General features: G+C 57.1%; 23 protein-coding genes. 18 read left to right on the top strand and 5 right to left on the bottom strand.

All coding sequences use genetic code 11. The features are described 5' to 3' along the window. The first annotated feature begins 161 nt into the window (after positions 1–161). Entirely contained in the window at positions 162–1823 is a 1662-nt protein-coding gene (locus tag JBO43_RS20120; protein WP_103947838.1) for a putative transporter, read from the top strand. Here the strand turns inward: JBO43_RS20120 and JBO43_RS20115 are convergent. Next, the gene (locus JBO43_RS20115; protein WP_095280001.1) at positions 1791–2537 is read right to left on the bottom strand and encodes a GntR family transcriptional regulator; all 747 of its coding nucleotides are present in this window, start codon (positions 2535–2537) and stop codon (positions 1791–1793) included. The two genes, JBO43_RS20120 and JBO43_RS20115, sit on opposite strands and share 33 nt — an antisense overlap. A 221-nt stretch (positions 2538–2758) precedes the next feature. On the opposite strand from JBO43_RS20115, the gene JBO43_RS20110 reads away from it, so the two are divergent. The 5 genes from JBO43_RS20110 to JBO43_RS20090 all read left to right on the top strand — a co-directional run bounded on the left by JBO43_RS20110 (position 2759) and on the right by JBO43_RS20090 (position 6926). Further along, the gene (locus tag JBO43_RS20110) at positions 2759–4375 is read left to right on the top strand and encodes an alpha-glucoside-specific PTS transporter subunit IIBC (RefSeq protein ID WP_095280003.1); all 1617 of its coding nucleotides are present in this window, start codon (positions 2759–2761) and stop codon (positions 4373–4375) included. Next, a complete protein-coding gene (locus tag JBO43_RS20105; protein ID WP_103950156.1) occupies positions 4372–5694 on the top strand; it encodes a 6-phospho-alpha-glucosidase in 1323 nt (440 codons plus the stop codon). The genes JBO43_RS20110 and JBO43_RS20105 overlap by 4 nt, the downstream gene beginning before the upstream one ends. A 77-nt stretch (positions 5695–5771) precedes the next feature. After that, complete coding sequence (locus tag JBO43_RS20100) at positions 5772–6119, top strand: YidH family protein (protein WP_103950155.1); 348 nt, start codon at positions 5772–5774, stop codon at positions 6117–6119. Continuing rightward, positions 6109–6456 (top strand): DUF202 domain-containing protein, encoded by a 348-nt coding sequence (locus JBO43_RS20095; protein WP_095280009.1) that lies wholly within the window; start codon positions 6109–6111, stop codon positions 6454–6456. Before JBO43_RS20100 ends, JBO43_RS20095 begins: the two co-directional genes overlap by 11 nt. A 152-nt stretch (positions 6457–6608) precedes the next feature. Further along, a complete protein-coding gene (locus JBO43_RS20090; protein ID WP_237730136.1) occupies positions 6609–6926 on the top strand; it encodes a radical SAM protein in 318 nt (105 codons plus the stop codon). On the opposite strand, the gene dsdA is transcribed toward JBO43_RS20090, so the two are convergent. Both dsdA and dsdX read right to left on the bottom strand, forming a co-directional pair. Next, positions 6912–8213, bottom strand: coding sequence for a D-serine ammonia-lyase (dsdA, locus tag JBO43_RS20085; RefSeq protein ID WP_202674917.1), 1302 nt, complete (start codon positions 8211–8213; stop codon positions 6912–6914). The two genes, JBO43_RS20090 and dsdA, sit on opposite strands and share 15 nt — an antisense overlap. Positions 8214–8230: 17 nt before the next feature. Then, on the bottom strand, positions 8231–9568 hold the full coding sequence (gene dsdX, locus JBO43_RS20080; RefSeq protein ID WP_095280013.1) for a D-serine transporter DsdX: 1338 nt from the start codon (positions 9566–9568) through the stop codon (positions 8231–8233). A gap of 215 nt (positions 9569–9783) precedes the next feature. Between dsdX and dsdC the strand changes: the two genes are divergently transcribed. Beyond that, complete coding sequence (gene dsdC / locus JBO43_RS20075; RefSeq protein WP_095280015.1) at positions 9784–10710, top strand: DNA-binding transcriptional regulator DsdC; 927 nt, start codon at positions 9784–9786, stop codon at positions 10708–10710. Positions 10711–10796: 86 nt separating this feature from the next. Continuing rightward, entirely contained in the window at positions 10797–11885 is a 1089-nt protein-coding gene (locus JBO43_RS20070) for a cellulase family glycosylhydrolase (protein ID WP_095280017.1), read from the top strand. Here the strand turns inward: JBO43_RS20070 and emrD are convergent. Together emrD and tisB are read right to left on the bottom strand one after the other, a co-directional pair. Continuing rightward, positions 11788–12972: a multidrug efflux MFS transporter EmrD gene (emrD, locus tag JBO43_RS20065; protein ID WP_095284134.1), complete on the bottom strand. Its 1185-nt coding sequence runs from the start codon at positions 12970–12972 to the stop codon at positions 11788–11790. The two genes, JBO43_RS20070 and emrD, sit on opposite strands and share 98 nt — an antisense overlap. 230 nt (positions 12973–13202) lie before the next feature. Beyond that, positions 13203–13292: a type I toxin-antitoxin system toxin TisB gene (gene tisB / locus JBO43_RS20060; protein ID WP_095280019.1), complete on the bottom strand. Its 90-nt coding sequence runs from the start codon at positions 13290–13292 to the stop codon at positions 13203–13205. Between the two features lie 523 nt (positions 13293–13815). Between tisB and ivbL the strand changes: the two genes are divergently transcribed. The 10 genes from ivbL (at position 13816) to nepI (ending at position 24754) form a co-directional block, all read left to right on the top strand. Beyond that, positions 13816–13914, top strand: a complete 99-nt coding sequence (gene ivbL, locus JBO43_RS20055; RefSeq protein ID WP_100778255.1) for an ilvB operon leader peptide IvbL — start codon at positions 13816–13818, stop codon at positions 13912–13914. 102 nt (positions 13915–14016) lie between these two features. Continuing rightward, positions 14017–15705 carry an acetolactate synthase large subunit gene (gene ilvB / locus JBO43_RS20050; protein ID WP_202674916.1) on the top strand — a complete coding sequence of 563 codons (1689 nt, stop codon included), beginning with the start codon at positions 14017–14019 and terminating at the stop codon, positions 15703–15705. 3 nt (positions 15706–15708) lie between these two features. Next, the gene (gene ilvN, locus JBO43_RS20045; RefSeq protein ID WP_095280025.1) at positions 15709–15996 is read left to right on the top strand and encodes an acetolactate synthase small subunit; all 288 of its coding nucleotides are present in this window, start codon (positions 15709–15711) and stop codon (positions 15994–15996) included. A gap of 135 nt (positions 15997–16131) precedes the next feature. After that, a complete protein-coding gene (gene uhpA / locus JBO43_RS20040; protein ID WP_095280027.1) occupies positions 16132–16725 on the top strand; it encodes a response regulator transcription factor UhpA in 594 nt (197 codons plus the stop codon). Continuing rightward, positions 16722–18221, top strand: coding sequence for a signal transduction histidine-protein kinase/phosphatase UhpB (uhpB, locus tag JBO43_RS20035; protein ID WP_103950150.1), 1500 nt, complete (start codon positions 16722–16724; stop codon positions 18219–18221). Before uhpA ends, uhpB begins: the two co-directional genes overlap by 4 nt. 9 nt (positions 18222–18230) lie before the next feature. After that, the gene (uhpC, locus tag JBO43_RS20030; protein ID WP_202674915.1) at positions 18231–19559 is read left to right on the top strand and encodes an MFS transporter; all 1329 of its coding nucleotides are present in this window, start codon (positions 18231–18233) and stop codon (positions 19557–19559) included. Positions 19560–19696: 137 nt separating this feature from the next. Further along, complete coding sequence (uhpT, locus tag JBO43_RS20025) at positions 19697–21088, top strand: hexose-6-phosphate:phosphate antiporter UhpT (protein ID WP_103947827.1); 1392 nt, start codon at positions 19697–19699, stop codon at positions 21086–21088. A gap of 206 nt (positions 21089–21294) precedes the next feature. Further along, positions 21295–22833 (top strand): phosphoethanolamine transferase, encoded by a 1539-nt coding sequence (locus tag JBO43_RS20020; RefSeq protein WP_202674914.1) that lies wholly within the window; start codon positions 21295–21297, stop codon positions 22831–22833. Positions 22834–22924: 91 nt separating this feature from the next. After that, positions 22925–23377 carry a DUF1198 domain-containing protein gene (locus JBO43_RS20015; protein WP_202674913.1) on the top strand — a complete coding sequence of 151 codons (453 nt, stop codon included), beginning with the start codon at positions 22925–22927 and terminating at the stop codon, positions 23375–23377. A 186-nt stretch (positions 23378–23563) separates the two neighbouring features. Continuing rightward, positions 23564–24754 carry a purine ribonucleoside efflux pump NepI gene (gene nepI, locus JBO43_RS20010; protein WP_202674912.1) on the top strand — a complete coding sequence of 397 codons (1191 nt, stop codon included), beginning with the start codon at positions 23564–23566 and terminating at the stop codon, positions 24752–24754. The last annotated feature ends 7 nt before the right edge of the window (positions 24755–24761 follow it).

Genomic DNA, 24761 nt, shown 5'->3' with positions numbered 1-24761 from the left:
GAGGGCACCAGACCGCACCTCCCCTGGGCCCGCGCAAGCGGGCAAAACAAACGACTCAGCCCCGCTTCGGCGGGGCTTTTTTGTGCGCCATCACCCATACATTCCCCGCAACCTCTGCGAGAATCCACTCAATCACTAAGGATATGCGCAGGGAAAAGGTCATGAGTGATATCGCGTTAACGGTTAGCGTGTTGGCCCTGGTTGCGGTGGTTGGGCTGTGGATTGGCAATATTAAAATCCGCGGTGTCGGATTTGGCATTGGCGGGGTGCTGTTTGGCGGCATTTTTGTCGGCCATTTCGCCGATCAGCTTGGGTTGACGCTCAGCGCGGAAATGCTGCACTTCATTCAGGAATTCGGCCTGATCCTCTTCGTCTACACCATCGGCATTCAGGTTGGCCCTGGGTTTTTCGCCTCCCTTCGTGTCTCCGGCCTGCGCCTGAATCTCTTTGCCCTCGGCATTGTAGTAATGGGCGGTCTCGTCACCGCCATTTTGCACAAACTCTTCGAAATTCCGCTTCCGGTGGTACTGGGGATTTTCTCCGGCGCAGTCACCAACACGCCAGCGCTGGGCGCCGGGCAGCAAATCCTGCGCGATCTGGGCATTGCCCCTGGCGCGGTGGATCAGATGGGGATGAGCTACGCGATGGCCTACCCGTTCGGAATTTGCGGCATTCTGCTGACCATGTGGCTGGTGCGCGTGCTGTTTCGCATCAATGTCGATGACGAGGCGAAAAAGCATGAATCCACGATTACCAACGGCCACATGCTGATAAAAACTATCAACATTCGCGTCGAAAACCCCAATCTCAACCATATGGCGATTCAGGATGTGCCGATCCTGAACAGCGTTAATATCATCTGCTCGCGCCTGAAACGCGACGAGATGCTGATGGTACCGTCGCCTGGCACGGTGATTCAGCTCGGCGATTTACTGCATCTGGTGGGGCAGCCCGGCGATCTGCACAGCGCTCAGCTGGTGATCGGTCAGGAGGTCGACACTTCGCTCTCGACGCGCGGAACCGACATGCGCGTCGAGCGCGTGGTGGTCACCAACGAGCAGGTGTTAGGCAAAAAAATCCGCGATCTGCAGGTAAAAGAGCGCTATGACGTGGTGATATCACGCCTCAATCGCGCGGGCATCGAACTGGTCGCCAGCCCGGATGCCAGCCTGCAGTTCGGCGATATCCTCAATCTGGTGGGTCGCCCGTCCTCCATCGATGCCGTCGCCGATATGGTCGGCAACGCGCAGCAAAAATTGCAGCAGGTGCAGATGCTGCCGGTGTTTATCGGTATCGGGCTGGGGGTACTGCTTGGCTCGATTCCGCTGTATGTGCCCGGCTTCCCGGTAGCGTTGAAACTCGGTCTGGCGGGCGGTCCGCTGATTATGGCGCTGATTCTGGGGCGTATCGGCTGCATCGGGAAACTGTACTGGTTCATGCCGCCGAGCGCGAATCTGGCCCTCCGCGAGCTGGGGATTGTGCTGTTTCTGTCGGTGGTGGGGCTAAAATCCGGCGGCGATTTTATCCACACCCTGACGCAGGGCGAGGGAATCAGCTGGATTGGCTACGGGATTGTCATCACGGCGGTTCCGCTGTTGACGGTCGGGATACTGGCGCGGATGTTCGCGAAGATGAACTACCTGACCCTCTGCGGGATGCTGGCCGGGTCGATGACCGATCCACCCGCGCTGGCCTTTGCCAATAACCTGCACGCCACCAGCGGCGCGGCGGCGCTCTCTTATGCCACCGTCTATCCGCTGGTGATGTTCCTGCGCATCATCACCCCGCAGCTACTGGCTGTGCTGTTCTGGGGGATAGGCTAAAAGTTCGTCCGGGTGGATGCGCCGCAGATGGTAGTCCACCTGATAATCACTGGTGTTTCGGAACATCACCGAATAATTAAGGAACTCGCCGCTGTCGTTGTAGGAAAGGGAGGTTATGCGCAGCAGCGGCGTCTGTTCCGGTAAGTTCATCAAACTCGCCATCTGGCGGTCCGCCAGCACCGGCGTCAGGCTCTCGTAATTCCCGCTGATGGTGATCCCGCACTCCTTCTCGATGTAGTCAAACTTCGACCCCTCAAGATGCGCCAGCGACAGGTTGCGAAACAGCTTCACGGGCATAAAGCTGTCCTCCAGCATCAGCGGCTTTCCTTCAACGTAACGCACCCGGCGCGAAAAGTAGATCCGCTCATCAATCTGGATGCGCAGCTGGCTGGCGATAGCGGGCGGGGCAGGCATCACTTCAAACTGCAACACCTTGCTCTGGACCTCTTTTCCCTGCTGGCGCAGCACCTCCACCAGCCCGGTCAGATTGGTGGTTTCGTGGTGCACGTCTTTGCGCGCCACAAAGGTGCCGCTGCCGTGACGGCGCACCACCAGCCCCCAGCCGACCAGCAAATCGATGGCCTTGCGAACGGTCATTCGCGCCACGCCAAACTCCTGCGCCAGCGCTTTTTCGCCGGGCAGCGGGCTACCGACGTTGTAATCAGACGAATTGAGCCGCAGACGTAATCTGTCGGCTATGGATTTGTAGATCACCTGTAGACCTCTCTGCACTGATTCATGCGGGCATCGCGTCTTAACATGTCCATATTTTGAACTGAAAGTAGACCTCAGTGAGCAAATTAAAACCATGAATGCGATCACGGAACGCAGCGGGACGCGGTGTTAGCCGATGAGTAACTTCTTATCCTCAGTTCAGGCCAGCACAAAACCAATAAGGCCAAACCCCCTACAGGTTGTTACATGAGGATTTAAAGATGCTCAGTCAAATACAACGTTTTGGCGGCGCCATGTTTACCCCGGTGCTGTTGTTCCCTTTCGCGGGCATGGTGGTCGGAATCGCCATCATGCTGCGCAATCCGCTTTTTGTGGGCGAAGCCTTAACCGCACCCGATCATCTGTTCGCGCAAATCGTCCACATTATTGAAGAGGGCGGCTGGGCGGTCTTTCGTAATATGCCGCTGATTTTCGCCGTCGGTTTACCGATTGGTCTGGCAAAACAGGCGCAGGGCCGAGCCTGTCTGGCGGTGCTGATTAGCTTCCTGACCTGGAACTACTTTATTAACGCGATGGGCATGACCTGGGGTCAGTTCTTTGGCGTGAACTTCATGGCTGAACCGACGGCGGGCAGCGGGCTGGCGATGATTGCCGGGATCAAAACCCTCGACACCAGCATCATCGGTGCGATTGTGATTTCCGGGCTGGTGACGGCCATCCACAACCGCTATTTCGATAAACAGCTGCCGGTCTTCCTGGGCATCTTCCAGGGCACCTCGTTCGTGGTGATCATCGCCTTCTTCGTGATGATTCCGTGCGCCTGGCTGACCCTGCTCGGCTGGCCAAAAGTGCAGATGGGCATCGAGTCGTTGCAGGCATTTTTACGCTCTGCCGGGGCGCTGGGCGTATGGGTTTATACCTTCCTGGAACGCATTCTGATCCCAACCGGCCTGCATCACTTCGTCTACGGTCCGTTTATTTTCGGCCCGGCGGCGGTGGAAGGCGGCATCCAGGTTTACTGGGCGCAGCATTTACAAGAGTTCAGCCAGAGCACCCTGCCGCTGAAAACCCTGTTCCCGGAAGGCGGTTTTGCCCTGCACGGTAACTCGAAAGTGTTCGGCTCCGTCGGGATTGCGCTGGCGCTGTGGTATACCGCGTCGCCGGAAAACCGCGTCAAAGTGGCGGGCCTGCTCATCCCGGCCACCCTCACCGCGATGCTGGTGGGGATCACCGAACCGCTGGAGTTCACTTTCCTGTTTATCTCCCCGCTGCTGTTCGCCGTTCACGCGGTGCTGGCGGCAACGATGGCGACCGTGATGTACATCTTCGGCGTGGTCGGCAACATGGGCGGCGGTCTGCTCGACCAGTTCCTGCCGCAAAACTGGATCCCGATGTTCCACAACCATGCCTCGATGATGTTCACCCAGATTGGCATCGGTGTGTGCTTCACCGGACTTTACTTCCTGGTCTTTAAGACGCTGATCGAACGCTTCAACCTGAAAACGCCAGGTCGCGAAGAGAGTGAAATCAAACTCTACAGCAAAGCCGATTACCAGGCCGCGCGCGGGCAAACCACCGTCGCCGCCAATACCAGCTCGGGCCAGGCGGCAGGCTATCTACAGGCGCTCGGTGGGGCAGGCAATATCGAAAGCATCAACAACTGCGCCACCCGACTGCGTATCGCTCTGATCGACATGAGCAAAACGCAAAGTGACGACGTTTTCAAAGCCCTTGGCGCCCACGGCGTGGTGCGTCGCGGCAACGGGATTCAGGTGATTGTCGGGCTGCACGTACCACAGGTGCGCGACCAGCTTGAATCCCTGATGAACACTCCTTCTTTGACCCCATCATCTACCCTGACAGAGGCTGTATCATGAAAAAATTCTCAGTTGTTATCGCAGGCGGCGGCAGTACTTTCACTCCGGGTATCGTCCTGATGTTACTGGCGAATCGCGATCGCTTCCCGCTGCGCGCTCTCAAGTTCTATGACAATGACGGTGCACGTCAGGAAACCATCGCCGAGGCGTGCAAAATCATCCTTCAGGAGCAGGCCCCGGACATCGACTTCAGCTACACCACTGACCCTAAAGCGGCGTTTACGGACGTGGATTTTGTGATGGCGCATATTCGCGTCGGTAAATACCCGATGCGTGAGAAGGATGAAAAAATCCCACTGCGTCACGGCGTACTGGGCCAGGAAACCTGCGGACCAGGCGGGATCTCCTACGGCATGCGCTCTATTGGCGGCGTGCTGGAGCTGGTGGATTACATGGAGAAATACTCTCCGAACGCGTGGATGCTCAACTACTCCAACCCGGCGGCGATCGTTGCTGAAGCCACCCGTCGTCTGCGACCGCAGGCCAAAATCCTCAACATCTGCGATATGCCGATCGGCATTGAAGGACGGATGGCGCAGATTGTTGGCCTGAAAGATCGCAAAGAGATGCGCGTGCGCTACTACGGCCTGAATCACTTCGGCTGGTGGACGTCGATTGAAGATCTGAACGGGAACGATTTGATGCCGAAACTACGCGAATACGTAGCGAAACACGGCTATGTGCCGCCTTCTGATGATGTACACACTGAAGCCAGCTGGAACGACACCTTCGCGAAGGCAAAAGATGTGCAGGCGCTCGACCCGGACACTATGCCGAACACCTACCTGAAATATTACTTCTTCCCGGATTACGTGGTGGCGCACTCCAACCCGGAACGCACTCGCGCCAACGAAGTGATGGATCACCGCGAGAAGCATGTTTTCAGCTCCTGTCGTGCGATCATCGAAGCCGGGAAATCCTCCGCCGGAGAGCTGGAGATCGACGAACATGCGTCGTACATCGTCGATCTGGCGACCGCCATCGCCTTCAACACACAGGAGCGGATGCTGCTGATTGTGCCAAACAACGGCGCTATCCATAACTTCGATTCTGATGCGATGGTCGAAATCCCGTGCCTGGTCGGCAAAAACGGCCCTGAACCACTGACCGTTGGCGACATTCCGCACTTCCAGAAAGGGCTGATGGGCCAGCAGGTTGCGGTGGAAAAACTGGTGGTCGACGCATGGGAAGAGCGCTCCTACACCAAACTCTGGCAGGCGATTACGCTGTCTAAAACCGTGCCGAGCGCTTCGGTGGCCAAAGCCATCCTCGACGATCTGATTGAGGCCAACAAAGACTACTGGCCTGAATTGCATTAATCCCGCCGACCGGCATCCCAGATGCCGGTCAATTTACGCTATGCTGAAGCCTGCTTGCGGAATGACAAGGAGCCTTCATGAAAATTTCCCAGCTGGGCGAAGCGCCGGACTATCGGTTTTCTCTCGCCAATGAACGCACATTTCTGGCATGGATTCGCACCGCGCTGGGCTTTCTCGCCGCGGGCGTCGGGCTGGACCAACTCGCGCCGGATTTTGCCACTCCCCTGATTCGCGAAGTGCTGGCGCTGCTGCTGTGTCTGTTCGCCGGTGTGCTGGCGATCTACGGTTATCTTCGCTGGCTGCGCAATGAAAAAGCGATGCGCCTCAAGCAGGATTTACCCTATACGCGCGGGCTGCTGGCGATCAGCGTGATTTTACTTACGGTAGCCGGCGTGGTGATGGTGCTGGTGTTCTATGGCGGATAGTCGCAAAGCGCGGCGTGAAGCCGACCCCGGCCTGCAGCCTGAACGCACGTCGCTGGCCTGGCTGCGCACGCTGCTCGGCTACGGGGCGCTGATCGCCCTGGCGATTAAACACAACTGGCACCGCACCGGCCTGCCGTTCTGGATTTCGCTGGTGGTGCTGGCGCTGGTGGCGACCATTCTCTGGCGCTACACCCGCAGCCGCAATTTAATGGACGTGAATCGCAATGATTTCGTGCAGCCGAAAGCGGTGCGTGACAAATTCTTGATCTCTCTCGCAGTACTCTCCCTCGCATTACTGTTTGCTGTAACGCACCTACAGCAAATTCTGAATTTTTAGGGTCGTCAATGACAGGATGCCACGAAAGTATCCGTGTGGTTGCGGTGGATAGCTGCAACGCGCGTGAGCCAGGGAGGGTTTATCAGGCGTTACGTCAGAGCGGAAGTAAAAACCTCCATTTTTTACCCCAGACCGCGGGTGAAAAGCCGGTTATGCCTGAGATTTGGGGCCAGTTTTTAACGCAAATTTTTGCGATGTGGGTTCGGGAAGATATCGGGCAGATTTCAGTTCGCCTCTTTGACGACACGCTGAATGGCTGGTGCGGGAAAGAGATGTGCCAGAAGAAAGCGCTGGTGAAATGCCAGACTTGCCCTGGCCGCCGCCTGTGCACGGCGGCCAATGACGATGAGTTGTGTCAGGGCTATCTGGCTTTCTATGACTACAGCGCACCCTTTATGAAAGTGATGCGCGATTTGATGAAGCACAACCGCCCAGCGGAAGAGCTAATGGTTCTTTTACGGCAGAAGTGACGCGCGGCCCTTCGCCAGATATTTCGCCATCTCCTCTTCCGGCACCATTCCGCCGCCGGTTGCCCAGACGAGGTGGGTCGCATTGGTGGAAACAGGCACGCGCACCGGCCCGGCCATGCCCGCCAGCGCCGACGGCTCAAGACGGATGCCCTCCTCCTGCGCCAGCCAGCCCAGCATGTCGTACATGCTCTGATCGGACAGGGTATAGAACCCGTCCAGCAGGCGTTCCATCGCGCGGCCGACAAACCCAGACGCACGCCCTACCGCCAGACCGTCCGCCGCCGTGACGTTATCGATCCCCAGATCCTGCACCGCAATCTCATCGTGCAAACCGGTATATACCCCCAGCAACATGCACGGTGAATGGGTCGGCTCGGCGAAGAAACAGTGAACGTTATCGCCAAAGGCCAGTTTCAAGCCAAACGCCACGCCGCCAGGACCACCGCCCACGCCGCACGGGAGATAGACATACAGCGGATGATCCGCATCCACCACGCGGCCCTGCTCGGCAAACTGCGCTTTCAGGCGCTCACCTGCCACGGCATAACCTAAAAACAGGGTGCGGGAGTTTTCGTCATCGATAAAGAAGCAGTTCGGATCGCTCTCGGCGGCTTTGCGCCCTTGCTCCACCGCCACGCCGTAATCCTGCTCGTACTCCACCACTTCCACGCCGTGGCTGCGCAGTTTCGCTTTTTTCCACTCGCGGGCATCGGCCGACATATGCACCGTTACCTTAAAGCCAACGCGGGCGCTCATGATGCCAATCGACATCCCGAGGTTGCCCGTTGAGCCAACGGCGATGCTGTACTGGCTGAAAAAGTCCTTGAAGCGCGGCTCCAGCAGAACGCTGTAATCGTCGGTGAGCGACAGCAGCCCCGCTTCCAGCGCCAGTTTTTCGGCGTGGGTCAGCACTTCATAGATCCCGCCGCGCGCTTTGATGGAGCCAGAAATTGGCAGATGGCTGTCTTTTTTCAGCAGCAATGTGCCGTTAATCGGCGTCGTAAATTCCTTCGCCAGTCGGCTCTGCATGGCAGGAATAGCCACCACGTCGGATTCAATAATGCCGTTTTTAGCGGCGGTTTCCGGGAACGCTTTCGCCAGGTAAGGCGCAAAACGCGCCAGGCGAGCGTGGGCATCCTTCACATCCGCCTGCGTCAGCCCGACGTACGGCAACCCTTCGGCAAGCGAGGTGGTGCGCGGGTTAAACCAGGTGGTCTCTTTCAGCGCCATCAGATCCTCTACCAGAGGAAATTGGGCGGTTAAGGTGGTGATGTTTGCGTTTTCCATAGTACGTCTCTTCGCGCTTAGATAATGAAAGAAAGCAGGAACGTGCAGCCAAGTGCAAGTACCGAGGCGATAAATGTCGCCGTTGTATAGTATTTGAAAGTCTCATTCAGGGTCGCGCCGCAGTATTGCTTCACTAGCCAGAACAGAGAATCCGTCACGATCGTGCAGCCAATAGCGCCGGAACCGATGGCAATGGCGATAATCTCCGGGCTAACGTTGGGATAGAGCGGCAGCATCGGGGCCACAATCGCCGTCGCCCCCATCATCGCCACGGTGGCGGAACCGACCGCCGCATGCAGAATCAACGCCACTAGCCACGCCAGCAGAATCGGGTGCATGTGCATATTCGATAAAATCAGCGCCAGGGTATCGGCCAGCCCGCTGGTTTTGAGGATGGCGTTAAACGCCCCGCCCGCACCGATGATCAGCAGGATGTTGGCAATTGAACCAAAGCCGGTTTCCGTGTGCTTCAGTAGGGCGCTCATGCCGATATGCTGGCGAATCCCGAGCAGGTAATAGGCCACAAACACGGCGATAAACATGGCGGTGATCGGGTTGCCGATAAATTCCAGCAGCGTGTACAGCGAGCCAGTTTTGGCCATGTTCAGCTCGGCGATGGTTTTTACCAGCATCAGGCCAATCGGCAGTAGAACGGTAAACAGCGTGGCACCCAGCGTCGGCAGCGTGTGTTCTTCGCGCACTTTCAGGTCAGAAAATTCCGCCGGAACCGGCTTGAACGGCAGGCGATCGCCGAGCAGTTTCAGGAACAGCGGGCCACCCACTAGGGATGCCATCAGCCCGACCATCAGACCGTAAACAATCACCGTGCCCACGTCCGCGCCCAGTTTGTTGGTCACAAACAGCGCCGCCGGGTGCGGAGGCACCACGCAGTGCACCGCCATCAACGCGGTACACAGCGGGATCGCCAGTTTAAGCAGCGAGGTTTGGGTCTTTTTGGCAATCGAAAACGCCAGCGGGATCAGCAACACCACGCCCACTTCGACAAACAGCGTGATACCGCAGATCAGCCCAACCAGCACCATAATCACGTCGACGGAGAGCCAGCGGCAGCGCTGGAGCGTCAGGCCGATGCGCTCCGCCGCGCCGGACACTTCCATCATTTTGCCGAGAATGGTGCCCAGGCCAATCACCGCTGCGAGGAATCCTAGCGTGCCGCCGATGCCGCTCTCAATGGCGTTGACCATATCCAGCGGGCTCATACCCATCATCGCGCCGACAAAAAAGCTCGCCAGCAGCAGCGCCAGAAACGGGTGAAACTTCAGTTTTACGATGGTTAATACAATCAACACGATGCTTGCCAGCAGCGTCGCCACAACCCACATCTGAGATCCCATATCTCACCTCACCCTTAAGTTATCTGCGGCTATTGGACGAAAAAACGGCATCGGCTGACAAACGATATAAATTGCCGTTCAGGTGAGCCAGATTGGATCAAGTGAGTGACGTCGTTCTAAAAAGCGCACTTATTACGGGGTTGGTTCACATAAATTCATCCAGAAGCGGTATTCTGGGCGCAGTGAAATGAGTCTGGAGAGAGAAAAAAGTCGCCATGAACGATGAGAACGAGGTCGGAAATCGCCTGCTGAACGGCTGGCAGCTGTCGAAAATGTACACCTTTGAAGTGGCAGCCCGGCACGAGTCCTTCGCGCTGGCGGCGGAAGAGTTGTCGCTCAGCCCGAGCGCCGTCAGCCATCGCATCAACCTGCTGGAAGAAGAGCTGGGCATTCAGCTGTTCGTCCGCTCGCACCGCAAGGTGGAACTGACGACGGAGGGAAAGCGCGTGTTCTGGACGCTGAAATCGTCGCTGGATACCCTGAATCAGGAGATCCTCGACATCAAAAATCAGGCGCTCTCCGGCACGCTGACCGTCTATTCGCGCCCGTCTATCGCCCAATGCTGGCTGGTTCCCATGCTCGGGGACTTCACCCGCCGCTATCCGTCGATCTCCCTGACCATTCTGACAGGCAACGATTATCCGAATATGCAGCGAACGGGTATCGATCTGGCGCTCTATTTCGACGATACACCGCCAACTCAGCTTTCCCATCATTTTCTGATGGACGAGGCGATCCTGCCGGTCTGCACCCCGGAATACGCGCGCGAGCATGAGCTGATAAAAAACCCCGATAATCTCCGTCATTGCACGTTGTTGCATGACCGACAGGCGTGGAGCAATGACTCTGGTACCGACGAATGGTTTGGCTGGGCGCAGCACTTTGCGGTGAATCTGCCGCCATCGTCGGGTATTGGTTTCGATCGTTCGGATTTAGCGGTTATCGCGGCAATGAATCACGTTGGCGTGGCGATGGGGCGTAAACGGCTGGTGCAAAAACGCCTTGAGCGTGGGGAATTGATCGCGCCGTTCGGCGATAAAACCCTGAAATGCCATCAGCACTACTACGTCTCGACCCTCTCCGGCAGGCAGTGGCCCAAAATTGATGCCTTTATCGCCTGGCTAAAAAGTCAGGTGGGATGAAGAATTATTACGCTTCGCCTCTACACCAAACGGCGAAAAGCGTGCTAAATACAGCCTATTGCTTTCGATTTTTCGCAAGGTTAACCGTGTTAAAGCCTTTGATCGCCGCTGCGCTGATTTTCTCCTCTGGCTGGGTGTTTGCCGCTGAGCCTCCGCTGACGGCTGCGCGCTACGCGCAGCAGCTCGGCGTGGGTATCGACGTCGACTGGGCGCGCACCGAGCGCGGCATTCGTGAGTTCGACCCGCTGGAAGTGCGTGATTTTAAGGCCAAGGGCTTTACCCATGTGCGGATTCGCGTGGCCGGTGAGCCTACCGAAGCGCGGCTGATTCACCTGCGCAAACTGGTGGAAGCCTGCGACCAGTACGGCGTGATCCCGGTCATTGCCTATCAGGCGGATGAGTACAAAAACGACCCGAAAGCGGATAACGAAAAAGAGGTGGTGAACTGGTGGATTGCTGTGGCGCACTACTTTGAGAAAAGCTCGCCGCTGCTCGGGTTTGACCTGATCTACGAGCCGGCGGACAAGCTGAATCACAACATCGCGTCCCTCAACCGCGTCTACGATAAAACGATCAAAGCGATTCACGCCATCGATGCCGATCGCATGATTTTTGTCGCCCCGCGCCTGCGCGCGGCACCGGAAGATCTTACCAGCCTCAAACTGCCTGCCCACAGCCAAAATTATGTGTTGGCCGAATGGCACATCTTCCCGTGGGGACCGCTCAAGAACAACGGTAAATACCCCTGGACGTCAGGCACCGCCGCCGAGAAATCGGCGATTCGCAGCCGGATCAATACCGCCCTGCGCTGGCAGCAAAAAACCGGACACGTGAGCTGGGTTGGCGGCTGGGGCGTGGGAGAATCCAGCCGCGTGACGCCGACGGCACCGCAGATGGCATTCGCCAGTTTTATGGCCTGCGAGCTGCAAAAAGCCAAAATCCCGTACGCGATTAACGCAGATTTCCAGTTTTACGACGGGGAAGAAGGGGCGTGGCGAGCGGGGCCAGAGCCGTTGCTACAGGCCATGCTCACCCCGGTATGTGAAAAGCCCGACGAGAAGCCGGGCCATCATGTGATTAAATCGTCTGCTCGTGATGCGGCTCACGCGACGCCAGCGGCAGCCAGCACAGCAAAATCAGTAGCCCCATCAGTGTCATCAGCAGGCCAAGGCTAGCCTGACCGGTTTGCGGCATCATGGCGGAGAGCCAGGCCAGCGCGCCGGAACCGATGTTTTGCAGCCCACCGACCAGTGCGCCCGCAGTGCCTGCGAGGAACGGGAATGGCTCCATCGCGCCGCTGGTCGCCAGCGGGAAGAGCATCCCCGCGCCGAAGAAGAACAGTGCAGCCGGGATCAGCAGCGTCCAGACGGTCATCACGCCGAGCAGCCCCGGTACCCACATCATCACGCCAGCCAGCAGGCAGCTCATCACCGACTGCCACATCAGGGTGGAAAAACGTTTGTTTGGGCGACCGGCAAACCACGCGCCGAAGAACGCCGCCGGGATAGGCAGAATAAACAGAATACTCACCACCATGCTGCTCAGCCCCAGGCCCGCGCCGAGTAACACGCCAGAACAGGCTTCAAACACCGCAATCCCCGCCAGACCGCCAATCAGCATCAGCAGATAACAGGTGAATGCCCCGTTGCCGAACAGCGTTTTGTAGTTGGCGATAAGCTTCGTGCGCGGTGCGCCGGTCGGGCGCGTTTCCGGCATCCAGCGCGCCATGCTGAAGGTGACGATAATGCACAGCACCAGCAGGAAAGCGTAACAGGCGCGCCACGACCAGATGCTGTCCAGCACGCCGCCAATCAGCGGAGCCAGCAGCGGGCTGACCAGAATACCCATATTCAGCAGGCTGTTGGCATGGCGAAGCTGCGAGCCTTCGTACAAATCGCGCGGCAACGTTCGCGCCATCACCCCGCCGACGCCGGTCCCCATGCCCTGCAAGGCGCTGGCAGCAATCAGAATTGTCAGGTTGTGGGTGGTCATCGCAATCACCGTGGCGATCATGAAAATCGTCATACCGACCAGGATCACCGGGCGGCGTCCGACGCGGTCAGAGAGCGGACCGTAGAAAAGCTGCGAGACGCCGTAAGTCAGCAAATAGGCGGCCATCACGCTCTGCACCGCGCCTTCGCGGACGCTGAGCTCCTTCGCCATGTCTGCAATCGCCGGGATATAAATGGTCTGCGCCATCTGACCGACGGCCACCAGTAACACCAGCATCAACAGTAAATTAACGTTCCTTTGCTTTTTCATGTCGCTGAATACTTTTGCAAAAAGAGATAAATAAAGAATAAGTGACTGCGCATTACCATAAATGCGCGAGGAATCTACCACAAAGAGATGACAAATTAAGCATCTCTGAGGTGAATGGTTGAACGAAAACAGGCAGGATTTGTAAACGATCTCGGCAACTTATGTTGCCACTGTGCAGATGTTAAAGAGGGGCGGTTGCCCGCCCCTCTCTGGTGCGACTTGAACCCGATTTACCGCAGGTATTTCAGGACAGCATCAAGCAGTTGCAGTACTGCAACAATGAGTTTCAGGATAAGAATGATCGTATCCACGACGCCCATACGCGCCTCCTTCTGGCAGAAGGAGCACGATGCTGGCGTACCTCTCCGCCGCCTGTTGCCAGCACCTTTGTTGACGTAACACAGTGTGCTCATTTGGGGGTTAAGGCACTGACGGCACCACCCGTTTCAGCCAGGACTTCGTTGCGCCGGTTTACTGTTTGCGGCCCCCGTAACTCACTGCGAACAAAATCAGTATAGATAAATACTGGATGCATGAACAGTATTTTGTCGACAAATTCGGCGGGGTGACCCATACTCTGAATCATCAAAAAAAGTACCTAAAATTGCGCCTTCGTAGCCGATCGCGTATACTTCTTGCGTTGACGTAACACAGTGTGTTCGCGGAAACCAACCGCAAACCCTGAAAAAAAACCTCGCTCCGGCGGGGTTTTTTGTTTTCATCACTCGACAAACGAAACGTGATCCCTGACGCAAATTCAGGTGGATGAAAATATTTCCATTGTCAGGATCTGAAACCTGTGTTTGTATAAATTCTATCAATGATTCTAAACACAGGTCCTCAATGACAACTTCCATGATGGCGTCGACCCTACTAAAAACTGCGCAACCTGCCGCAGTGGTCGTCGTACGTGTGGTGGTGGTCGTCGGCAACGCGCCGTAGGGACTGGATCAACACACGAATCCAAAACCCCGCCGGCGCAAACCGGCGGGGTTTTTAGTTTAAGCCTCCCGGAAAGTCGGCTCAGAACAAAAGGACTGGAGCATGGCAAGTTCGGGCACAACATCTGGCAAGACGCGTTTTACCGGCGCGCAATTAATCGTTCATTTACTGGAACGTCAGGGTATTACCATTGTTTCGGGTATTCCAGGCGGTACGGTACTGCCGCTGTATGACGCGTTAAGTCAAAGCACGCAGATCCGCCACGTTCTGGCGCGCCACGAGCAGGGGGCAGGATTTATCGCCCAGGGCATGGCGCGAACTCAGGGCAAACCCGCTGTCTGTATGGCCTGTAGCGGACCGGGCGCTACCAACCTGGTCACCGCGATTGCCGACGCACGCCTCGACTCCATTCCGCTGATTTGCATTACCGGCCAGGTTCCTTCGTCGATGATCGGCACCGATGCGTTTCAGGAAGTCGACACCTACGGCATCTCTATCCCCATCACCAAGCACAACTATTTAGTTCGCGATATCGCCGAGTTACCTCAGGTGATCGCCGATGCGTTCCGCATTGCGCAATCCGGTCGTCCAGGCCCGGTGTGGATAGACATTCCTAAGGATGTGCAAACCGCTGAAATCGACATCGAGACATTCCCGGAGCCGGGTGACCGCGCTCCCGCACCAGCATTCAGCGCCCAAAGCGTGCAAGATGCCGCCGCGATGATCAACGCAGCGATTCGCCCGGTGCTCTATCTGGGCGGCGGGGCGATTAACGCCTCTGAACAGGTGCGTGAGTTTGCCGAAAAAGCGAATCTGCCGACCACAATGACCTTGATGGCGCTGGGTATGCTGCCGAAAGCACACCCGCTCTCATTGGGCATGCTGGGGATGCACGGCGCGCGCAGCACCAACTTTATTCTGCAAGAGTCTGATTTACTGATCGTTCTTGGCGCACGTTTTGATGACCGGGCGATTGGCAAAACCGAGCAGTTCTGCCCGAACGCGAAAATCATCCACGTCGATATCGACCGCGCCGAGCTGGGCAAAATCAAACAGCCGCACGTGGCAATTCAGGGCGACGTGGGCGAAGTGCTGGCCCAGTTGATCCCGCAAACCCACGCTACCGACAACGCCGAATGGCGCTCCCTGGTTTCTCAACTGCAACAGGAGTTCCCGAGCGCCATCCCAACCGAAGGTGACCCGCTGAGCCATTACGGCCTGATTAACGCCGTCGCCTCCTGCGTGGATGACAGCGCCATTATCACCACCGATGTTGGCCAGCATCAGATGTGGACCGCCCAGGCCTATCCGCTGAACCGTCCGCGCCAGTGGCTGACCTCCGGCGGCCTGGGGACGATGGGCTTCGGCCTGCCTGCTGCCGTGGGTGCGGCGCTGGCGAACCCGGATCGCAAGGTGATTTGCTTCTCCGGTGACGGCAGCCTGATGATGAATATTCAGGAGATGGCGACGGCGGCGGAAAACCAGCTCGACGTGAAAATCATCCTGATGAATAACGAAGCGCTGGGCTTGGTGCATCAGCAGCAGAGCCTGTTCTACAAGCAGGGCGTGTTCGCCGCGACCTATCCGGGGATGATCAACTTTATGCAGATTGCCGCCGGTTTTGGCCTGCATATCTGCGATCTGAACGCCGAAGAGGACGCGCAGGCCGCCCTGCAGGCGGCGATTTCCCGTCCTGGCCCGGCGCTGATTCACGTGCGTATCGACCCTGAACAAAAAGTGTATCCAATGGTCCCGCCGGGTGCGGCCAATACTGAGATGGTGGGAGAATAAGCCATGCAAAAACAATACGATAACGTCATTCTCGAACTCACCGTCCGCAACCACCCTGGCGTCATGACCCACGTCTGTGGCCTGTTCGCACGCCGCGCGTTCAACGTCGAAGGCATTCTGTGTCTGCCGATTCAGGGCAGCGATCAGAGCCGCATCTGGCTACTGGTGAACGACGACCAGCGCCTCGAGCAGATGATGGCGCAAATCGACAAACTGGAAGACGTTACCAAAGTGGTGCGCAACCAGTCCGATCCGACCATGTTTAATAAAATTGCGGTGTTTTTTGAGTAAATCGCTCAAGGCTTGAACGGCAACGCGCTTATCGTTAAGGTAAGCGGCTTTGCCGTAAAGCACTGCGCTGGACATTGCCGTTGTCGGCCTGACAAGCGCAGTGCCATCAGGCGTTTCAGGCATCAGGACACCCACATGACCACCATCGCCCTTATCGACGACCATCTTATCGTCCGCTCCGGTTTTGCCCAGTTGCTGAGCCTGGAGGCGGACTTTCAGGTCGTGGCTGAATTCGGTTCAGGCCGCGAGGCGCTGGCCGGACTGCCGGGGCGCGGGGTGCAGGTGTGCATTTGCGATATCTCGATGCCGGACCTCTCCGGGCTTGAGCTGCTCAGCCAGCTGCCGAAAGGGATGGCGACGATCATGCTCTCGGTGCACGACAGCCCGGCGCTGGTCGAACAGGCGCTCAACGCCGGGGCGCGCGGGTTTCTCTCCAAACGCTGCAGTCCGGACGAACTCATTTCCGCCGTGCGCACCGTTGCCACGGGCGGGTGCTATCTCACCCCCGATATCGCTATCAAGCTCGCCGCCGGACGCCAGGACCCGCTAACCAAACGCGAACGACAGGTGGCGGAAAAACTGGCGCAGGGGATGGCGGTAAAAGAGATCGCCGTCGAGCTGGGCCTGTCACCGAAAACCGTTCACGTCCATCGCGCCAATCTTATGGAAAAACTCGGCGTCAGCAATGACGTCGAGCTGGCCCGCCGCATGTTTGACGGTTGGCAATGAGTCCTTACTTCTCGCGGCTGGTCTCCGTCGTCGCCAGCTTTTTTATCTTCTCCGCCGCCTGGTTTTGCCTGTGGAGCATCAGCCTGCATCTGGTCGAGCGCCCGGAGCTGGCGGTGCTGCTGTTTCCGTTTGGCCTGCGTCTGGGGCTGATGCTGCAATGTCCGCGCGGCTACTGGCCCGTTTTGCTCGGCGCCGAGTGGATCATGCTGGTGTGGCTGGCGCAGGAAGTGGCGCTGGCGCATCTCCCATTATTGATGATCGGGGGCGTGCTAACGCTGCTCCCGGTGGCGCTGATTTCCCGCTATCGCCATCAGCGCGACTGGCGCACGCTGCTGCGTCAGGGCGGGGCGCTGATCGCCGCTGCGCTGTTGCAGTCTCTGCCGTGGATCGGCAAACCCGACACTCTCACGGCCCTGCTGCTGACCCTCACCGGCGGGCTGACGCTGGCCCCGACCTGCCTGGTTATCTGGCACTATCTCACCAGCACCGTCTGGCAACCGCTCGGCCCGGCGCTGGTCTCCCAGCCGGTGAACTGGCGCGCGCGGCACCTCATCTGGTATCTGCTGCTGTTCGTGGTCAGCCTGTGGTTACAGCTGGGCCTGCCGGCGGAACTCTCCCGCTTTACGCCGTTCTGCCTGGCGCTGCCGATTATCGCCCTGGCCTGGCACTACGGCTGGCAGGGGGCGCTGATCGCCACCCTGATGAACGCCATTGCGCTGATTGCCAGCCAGACGTGGCATGATCATCCCGTCGATTTACTCCTCTCGCTGCTGGCGCAAAGCCTGACCGGGCTGCTGCTGGGTGCGGGGATCCAGCGTCTGCGCGAGCTGAACCAGTCCCTGCAAAACGAGCTGGCCCGCAACCGCCGTCTGGCGGAGCGTTTACTGGAAACCGAAGAGAGCGTGCGCCAGGAAGTGGCGCGCGAACTGCACGACGATATCGGCCAAACCATCACCGCCATTCGCACTCAGGCGGGGATTGTTCAGCGGCTGGCCCCGGAAAATATCGGCGTCCGCCAGGGCGGGGCGCATATCGAACAGCTCTCGCTCGGCGTGTATGATTCCGTGCGTCGTCTGCTGGGTCGACTGCGCCCGCGCCAGCTGGACGATCTCTCCCTTGAGCAGGCGGTGCGTTCTCTGATGCGCGAGATGGAGCTGGAAGGAAGGGGCATCGTCAGCCACATTGACTGGGCGATCGACGAATCGGGGCTGAGCGAAAGCCAGCGCGTGACGCTGTTCCGCGTCTGCCAGGAAGGGCTGAACAATATCGTCAAACACGCCAGCGCCAGCGCGGTCACGCTTCAGGGCTGGCAGCAGGACGACCGCCTGATGCTGGTTCTTGAAGATGACGGCTGCGGCCTGCCACCCGGCTCCGGCCAGCAGGGTTTTGGCCTGGCGGGAATGCGTGAGCGCGTCACAGCGCTCGGCGGAACGCTGACGATCTCCTGCACCCACGGCACTCGCGTCAGCGTGAATTTGCCGCTGCGTTACTCGTAAGGACCGACGATGTTTACCTTTCTGAAAACGCCCGCCAGCGCCGCACCGATTGGCGACAAATGCGAGATCGATGCGCGCTACCGCTACTGGCGACGCCATATCCTGACCACCATCTGGCTGGGTTACGCCCTGTTCTACTTCACCCGTAAAAGTTTCAACGCCGCCGCGCCGGAAATTCTCGCCAGCGGTGTAATGACGCGCACAGACATCGGCCTGCTGGCGACGCTGTTTTACATCACCTACGGCCTGTCGAAATTTTTCTCCGGGATCGTCAGCGACCGCTCCAACGCCCGGTATTTCATGGGATTAGGGCTGATCACCACCGGGGTGGTGAATATCCTGTTTGGTTTTTCCACCTCGCTGTGGGCCTTCGCTCTGCTGTGGGCGCTGAACGCCTTTTTCCAGGGCTGGGGCGCGCCCGTCTGCGCGCGTCTGCTCACCGCCTGGTACTCCCGCAACGAGCGCGGCGGTTGGTGGGCGATCTGGAACACCGCCCATAACGTCGGCGGGGCGCTGATCCCTATCGTGGTGGGTGCGGCAGCGCTGCACTACGGCTGGCGCGCCGGGATGATGATTGCCGGAACGCTGGCGATTTTCGCCGGGCTGTTCCTGTGCTGGCGCCTGCGCGACCGGCCTGAAACCGTCGGCCTGCCGCCGGTTGGCGACTGGCGTCATGACGAGATGGAGATCGCCCAGCAGCAGGAGGGGGCGGGCCTGACGCGCAAGGAGATCCTCACCAAATACGTGCTCCTGAACCCGTATATCTGGCTGCTTTCTCTGTGCTACGTGCTGGTCTACGTGGTGCGCGCGGCGATCAACGACTGGGGCAATCTGTACATGTCCGAGACGCTGGGCGTCGATTTGGTGACCGCCAACTCGGCGGTGACGATGTTTGAGCTGGGCGGATTTATCGGCGCGCTGGTGGCGGGCTGGGGATCGGACAAACTGTTTAACGGCAACCGCGGCCCGATGAACCTGATTTTTGCCGCCGGGATTTTACTCTCCGTCGGCTCGCTGTGGCTGATGCCATTCGCCAGCTACGTGATGCAGGCGGCGTGCTTTTTCACCACCGGATTCTTCGTCTTCGGCCCGCAAATGCTGATCGGCATGGCGGCGGCGGAGTGTTCGCACAAAGAGGCCGCGGGTGCGGCGACCGGGTTTGTCGGTCTGTTTGCCTATCTCGGCGCGTCCCTTTCCGGCTGGCCGCTGGCGCGAGTGATCGACATCTGGCACTGGAGCGGTTTTTTCGCAGTGATCGCCATCGCGGCGGGGATTTCTGCCCTGCTGTTGCTGCCGTTTTTGAACGCTCAGGCTCCGCGCGAGACTCACGAAGCGTGATACGCCTCACCTTTTTGCCCCGAGTGGGGCAAAACTAGGAAATTTTCTCGGTTTCGCCTGGACGCTGTCTCAGGCCAACGCGACTGCTGATTTTTACAATGCCTGCCATTCGCAGGTATTCATATCAGGAGTTTTTGATGCTGGCCTTTCTCAACCAGGTGCGCAAGCCGACCCTGGATCTGCCGCTCGAGATGCGGCGCAAAATGTGGTTCAAGCCGTTCATGCAGTCCTACCTGGTGGTCTTCATCGGCTACCTGACCATGTACCTGATCCGCAAAAACTTCAACATCGCCCAGAACGACATGATCTCCACCTACGGGCTGAGCATGACGCAGCTGGGGATGATTGGCCTCGGTTTCTCGATCACTTACGGTGTCGGCAAAACCCTGGTTTCCTACTACGCCGACGGTAAAAACACCAAGCAGTTCCTGCCGTTTATGCTGATCCTCTCCGCCATCTGTATGCTCGGCTTTAGCGCCAGCATGGGCGCGGGCTCCGTCAGCCTGTTTATGATGATCGCTTTCTACGCCCTGAGCGGCTTCTTCCAGAGTACCGGCGGGTCGTGCAGCTACTCGACGATCACCAAATGGACGCCGCGCCGCAAGCGCGGAACCTACCTCGGTATGTGGAACATTTCCCACAACCTCGGCGGGGCGGGTGCGGCAGGCGTGGCGCTGTTCGGCGCCAACTTCCTGTTCGACGGTCACGTGATCGGTATGTTTATCTTCCCGTCGATTATCGCCCTGATTGTCGGCTTTATCGGCCTGCGCTACGGCAGCGACTCCCCGGAATCCTACGGTCTGGGCAAAGCGGAAGAGCTGTTTGGCGAAGAGCTGAGCGAAGAGGATAAAGAGGCCGAAGACGAGTCTATGACCAAATGGCAGATCTTCGTTGAGTACGTGCTGAAAAACAAAGTCATCTGGCTGCTGTGCTTCTCCAATATCTTCCTGTACGTGGTGCGTATCGGTATCGACCAGTGGTCCACCGTGTATGCCTTCCAGGAGCTGAAACTCTCCAAAGAGGTGGCGATTCAGGGCTTTACCCTGTTTGAAGTGGGTGCACTTGTCGGCACGCTGCTGTGGGGCTGGCTCTCGGATCTGGCGAATGGACGTCGTGCGCTTGTTGCCTGCGTAGCGCTGGCGCTGATCATCGCTACTCTGGGTGTCTATCAGCACGCCAGCAATCAGTACATTTACCTCGCGTCCCTGTTCGCACTTGGTTTCCTGGTGTTTGGCCCACAGCTGCTGATCGGTGTTGCGGCGGTTGGATTTGTGCCAAAAAAAGCGATCGGCGCTGCCGATGGAATTAAAGGCACCTTCGCCTATCTGATCGGCGACAGCTTCGCCAAACTGGGTCTCGGGATGATCGCCGACGGCACGCCAGTCTTCGGCCTGACCGGCTGGGCGGGCACCTTCGCCGCGCTGGACGCCGCCGCTATCGCCTGCATCTGCCTGATGGCGATGGTCGCAGTGATGGAAGAGCGCAAAATTCGCCGCGAAAAACGAATTCAGAAATTGAAAGCTGCTTGATTGATTGTGCAGGTAACTTTTTGCCCGGCTTAGAGCCGGGCTTTTTTATGTCTGGCGCTGCTCTCAACATTTATTGAATAGGGGCGCTGAACCATCGCATATTTATTTTAATGGCAATGTCATGATAGTTCCCATAACATATTGAGGAAAATCTTATTGATTTAACTTAAGTTGCATTATTTCGCCATTTCTGGGGCAAAACTCTAATGTCGTTGCGTGACAATATCAATCCTACTGGCATGTTCATTCTTGCGAACATGGTATTTGCGTTTCTTTTCAACTCTGCTTTTGGCTATGGTCTGGCTACGACATACAGTGTATTCACTTTTATTTTAATGCTGACATTAAAAAATAAAATTGTATATTCCGTCGTCTGCATGTCTGGGGCTGTTATCGCGTTCCTGTATTGTCCTGTCGGTTTAACGTTTGGCCCTCCAGACCTGAATGCCATGACCTCAATGGCCTACACCGACAAAGCTGAAACGTTAGAGTTTATGCTGTCAATTTCAGTGTGGAAGTGGTTGATTGCATTGTCTGTTTTGCTTTCTTCCTTGTCATGTTGTCTGCTGAAATCAAAAACCTCATTCGTGTTGCCACGTATCCTTTCTCTGGTCAGTATTATGTGCTTCTTTAGCACTCCGATTAAGGCTGCCTATCAAGAAAATAAATATTCACTGCTTGATTCACATTACCCTCCTATCCGATTCGTGAATGATGCTCGCAACGCCTATAACCAAGTAAATGCGGATAAAAAATTTTATGAACAGAATGTGAAAACCCCCGATGACTGGATAAATAACATCCATGGCAATAGCTATGAAACTGTAGTTATTATTATCGGGGAAAGCGTTCGTCGTGATTTTATGTCAGCTTATGGTTTCCCTGTAAATAATTCCACGTTTATAAAATCAACCCCCGGAATCATTTTTACTGACTATATTTCAAGCGGTCCAGCAACAGTACTGTCTTTAACTCATTCGTTGTACCGATTTAAAGACGGGAAAATTGAATACAATAACAGCATTGTCAGATTGCTCGACAAAAGCGGTTATCACACCAGCTGGATTTCCAATCAAGGAGTGTTTGGCAGCTCAGACAGTCCTGTTTCGCTCGCAGGAAAGCAGGCTGATGAATACCATTTTATTAAGAATGGTTCTTCAAACAAGTTTCTCTACAGCCCGGATGAGAAGATCCTGCCTCTGGTGTCAGATGCCCTACACCGCAAAGGGAAAAAAGCGATATTTATCCACCTGATGGGCTCGCATCCCGTCGCCTGTGTACGCACCAACGGCCAGTACGAGACGTTCTTCCGCTCGAAAGAAGAATCTTGCTATGTCCAAAGCATCAAGAATACCGACGCGTTGCTTAGCCGTGTTTATGCGATGCTCGGCCAAAACTCCAACAGTTGGGCAATGATGTATTTTGCCGATCATGGGCTGATGGTCGTCGATAAGGGGGCAAGCGAGGAGCGTCTGCAGCACGCGGATAAGTATCAAAATAATTATGATGTCCCGCTTTTCGTGACAACCTCAAGTATGAAAGAGAGTCAGAAAATTACCGCGCCGCGCTCAGGTTTCGATCTCATTCCCCTTGTTACGCAGATGGTGGGTATCACAGAACCTTCTATTGATATTAAGTGCAACCTGTACTCGAATGAGGCATGTAGCAATGACCGCATGGTCTTGAAGAAAGACGGTACCCTCGTACCCTATAACTCATTAGCCAGGGAAGAAACTCTCTATTAGTCGGCTATTTTACGGCTGAGTTTATCGTGTAGTCTGCTGTCAGCCCCGCGCGTTTCCCGATATCATGAGCGGCTTACATTAAGGAGAGCGCATGGTCTGGATAATGCTGGCCACCCTGGTTGTGGTGTTTGTTGTCGGGTTTCGCATTCTGACGTCCGATTCGCGCCGCGCGATCAAACGTCTCAGCGAACGCCTGGGGATTACGCCGGTTCCGCTGGAATCGATGATTGACCAGTTTGGCAAAACCGCAGGCAATGAGTTTATCCGCTATCTGGAACGCCCGGACGAGGCTCATCTGCAAAACGCCGCACAGGTGTTGCTGATCTGGCAGGTCTGCATCGTCGATGGCAGCGAAGAGAACATGCACACCTGGCACCGGATTTTGCGCAAAGCACGTCTGGCAGCGCCCATTACCGACGCGCAAATCCGCCTGACGCTGGGTTTTATGCGTGAGATGGAGCCGGACCCGCAGGAGTTCAACGCCTTCCAGCTGCGCTATAACCAGCTGTTCCTGCCGGAAGGGGGCGTGTTCTTTTTACACTGAGTTATTTCGCTGCGGCTTGCTGCCCGGTGGCGCTGCGCTTACCGGGCCTACCGATCCCGTAGGCCGGTGCAAGCGCAGCGCCACCGGGCACAAAAACCCACAAAAGTTGTCAAAACGTTAAATCCGTCACAGTTATGATGATAAACTGCGCGACTTTCCCTCACGTTTTTATCCTCAGGTGACGCCATGACAGAACAGATCCACTCCACGCCCACGACTCACACCAGTGAGGTGCTGCGACCAAACTGGTCGGCAGTTTTCGCCGTGGCGTTTTGCGTCGCCTGCCTGATTACCGTGGAGTTTCTGCCAGTGAGTCTGCTGACGCCAATGGCCCAGGATCTGAGGATTTCCGAAGGCGTGGCGGGCCAGTCCGTCACCGTCACGGCGTTTGTCGCCATGTTCTCCAGCCTGTTTATCACCCAGATTATCGGGACCATTGACCGCCGCAAGGTAGTGATTCTGTTCGCCGTGCTGCTCACCCTTTCCTGCGTACTGGTCTCTTTTGCCAATAACTTTACCCTGTTACTGCTGGGCCGCGCCTGTCTGGGTCTGGGGCTGGGCGGATTCTGGGCGATGTCGGCCTCGCTGACTATGCGTCTGGTGCCTGCGCGCAAAGTGCCGAAAGCGCTGTCGGTGATCTTTGGAGCGGTGTCGATTGCGCTGGTGATCGCCGCGCCGCTGGGCAGTTTTTTGGGCGGGATTATCGGCTGGCGCAACGTTTTCAATGGCGCAGCGATCATGGGCATTCTGTGTATTTTCTGGGTGTGGAAAGCGCTGCCGTCCCTGCCGGGGGAAGCGGCGCATCATAAACAGAACATGTTTAGCCTGCTCAAACGCCCCGGCGTAATGGCGGGGATGACCGCCATCTTTATGGCGTTTGCGGGTCAGTTTGCCTTCTTCACGTACATCCGCCCGGTGTTTATGACTATGGCCGGTTTTGACGTGGATGGCCTGACGTTGGTGCTGCTGAGTTTCGGGATTGCCAGTTTTGTCGGCACATCGCTCTCGGCGCAGTTCCTGAAACGTTCGCTCAAGATTGCGCTCGCGGGTGCACCGCTGGTGCTGGCCGTAAGTGCCGCTGTGTTGATTTTCTGGGGCAGCGATAAGTGGGTGGCGTCGACGATTGCGATTATCTGGGGCTTTGCGTTTGCGCTGGTGCCAGTAGGCTGGTCAACGTGGATCACCCGCTCTCTGGCCGATCAGGCGGAAAAAGCGGGGTCCATTCAAGTGGCGGTGATTCAGCTGGCGAACACCTGCGGGGCGGCGATCGGTGGCTACGCGCTGGATAATCTGGGGCTGCTGTCGCCGCTGGTCTTATCCGGCACGCTGATGCTGTTGACTGCCTTGCTGGTGGCGGGGAAAGTGAAGTCTCAGTGAGACTGTT

The sequence above is a fragment of the Lelliottia jeotgali genome (genome assembly GCF_016771845.1).
Classification (GTDB): domain Bacteria; phylum Pseudomonadota; class Gammaproteobacteria; order Enterobacterales; family Enterobacteriaceae; genus Enterobacter; species Enterobacter jeotgali.
Note: the sequence above shows the minus strand (reverse complement) of the source record. Positions and strands in the feature narration are given on the sequence as shown.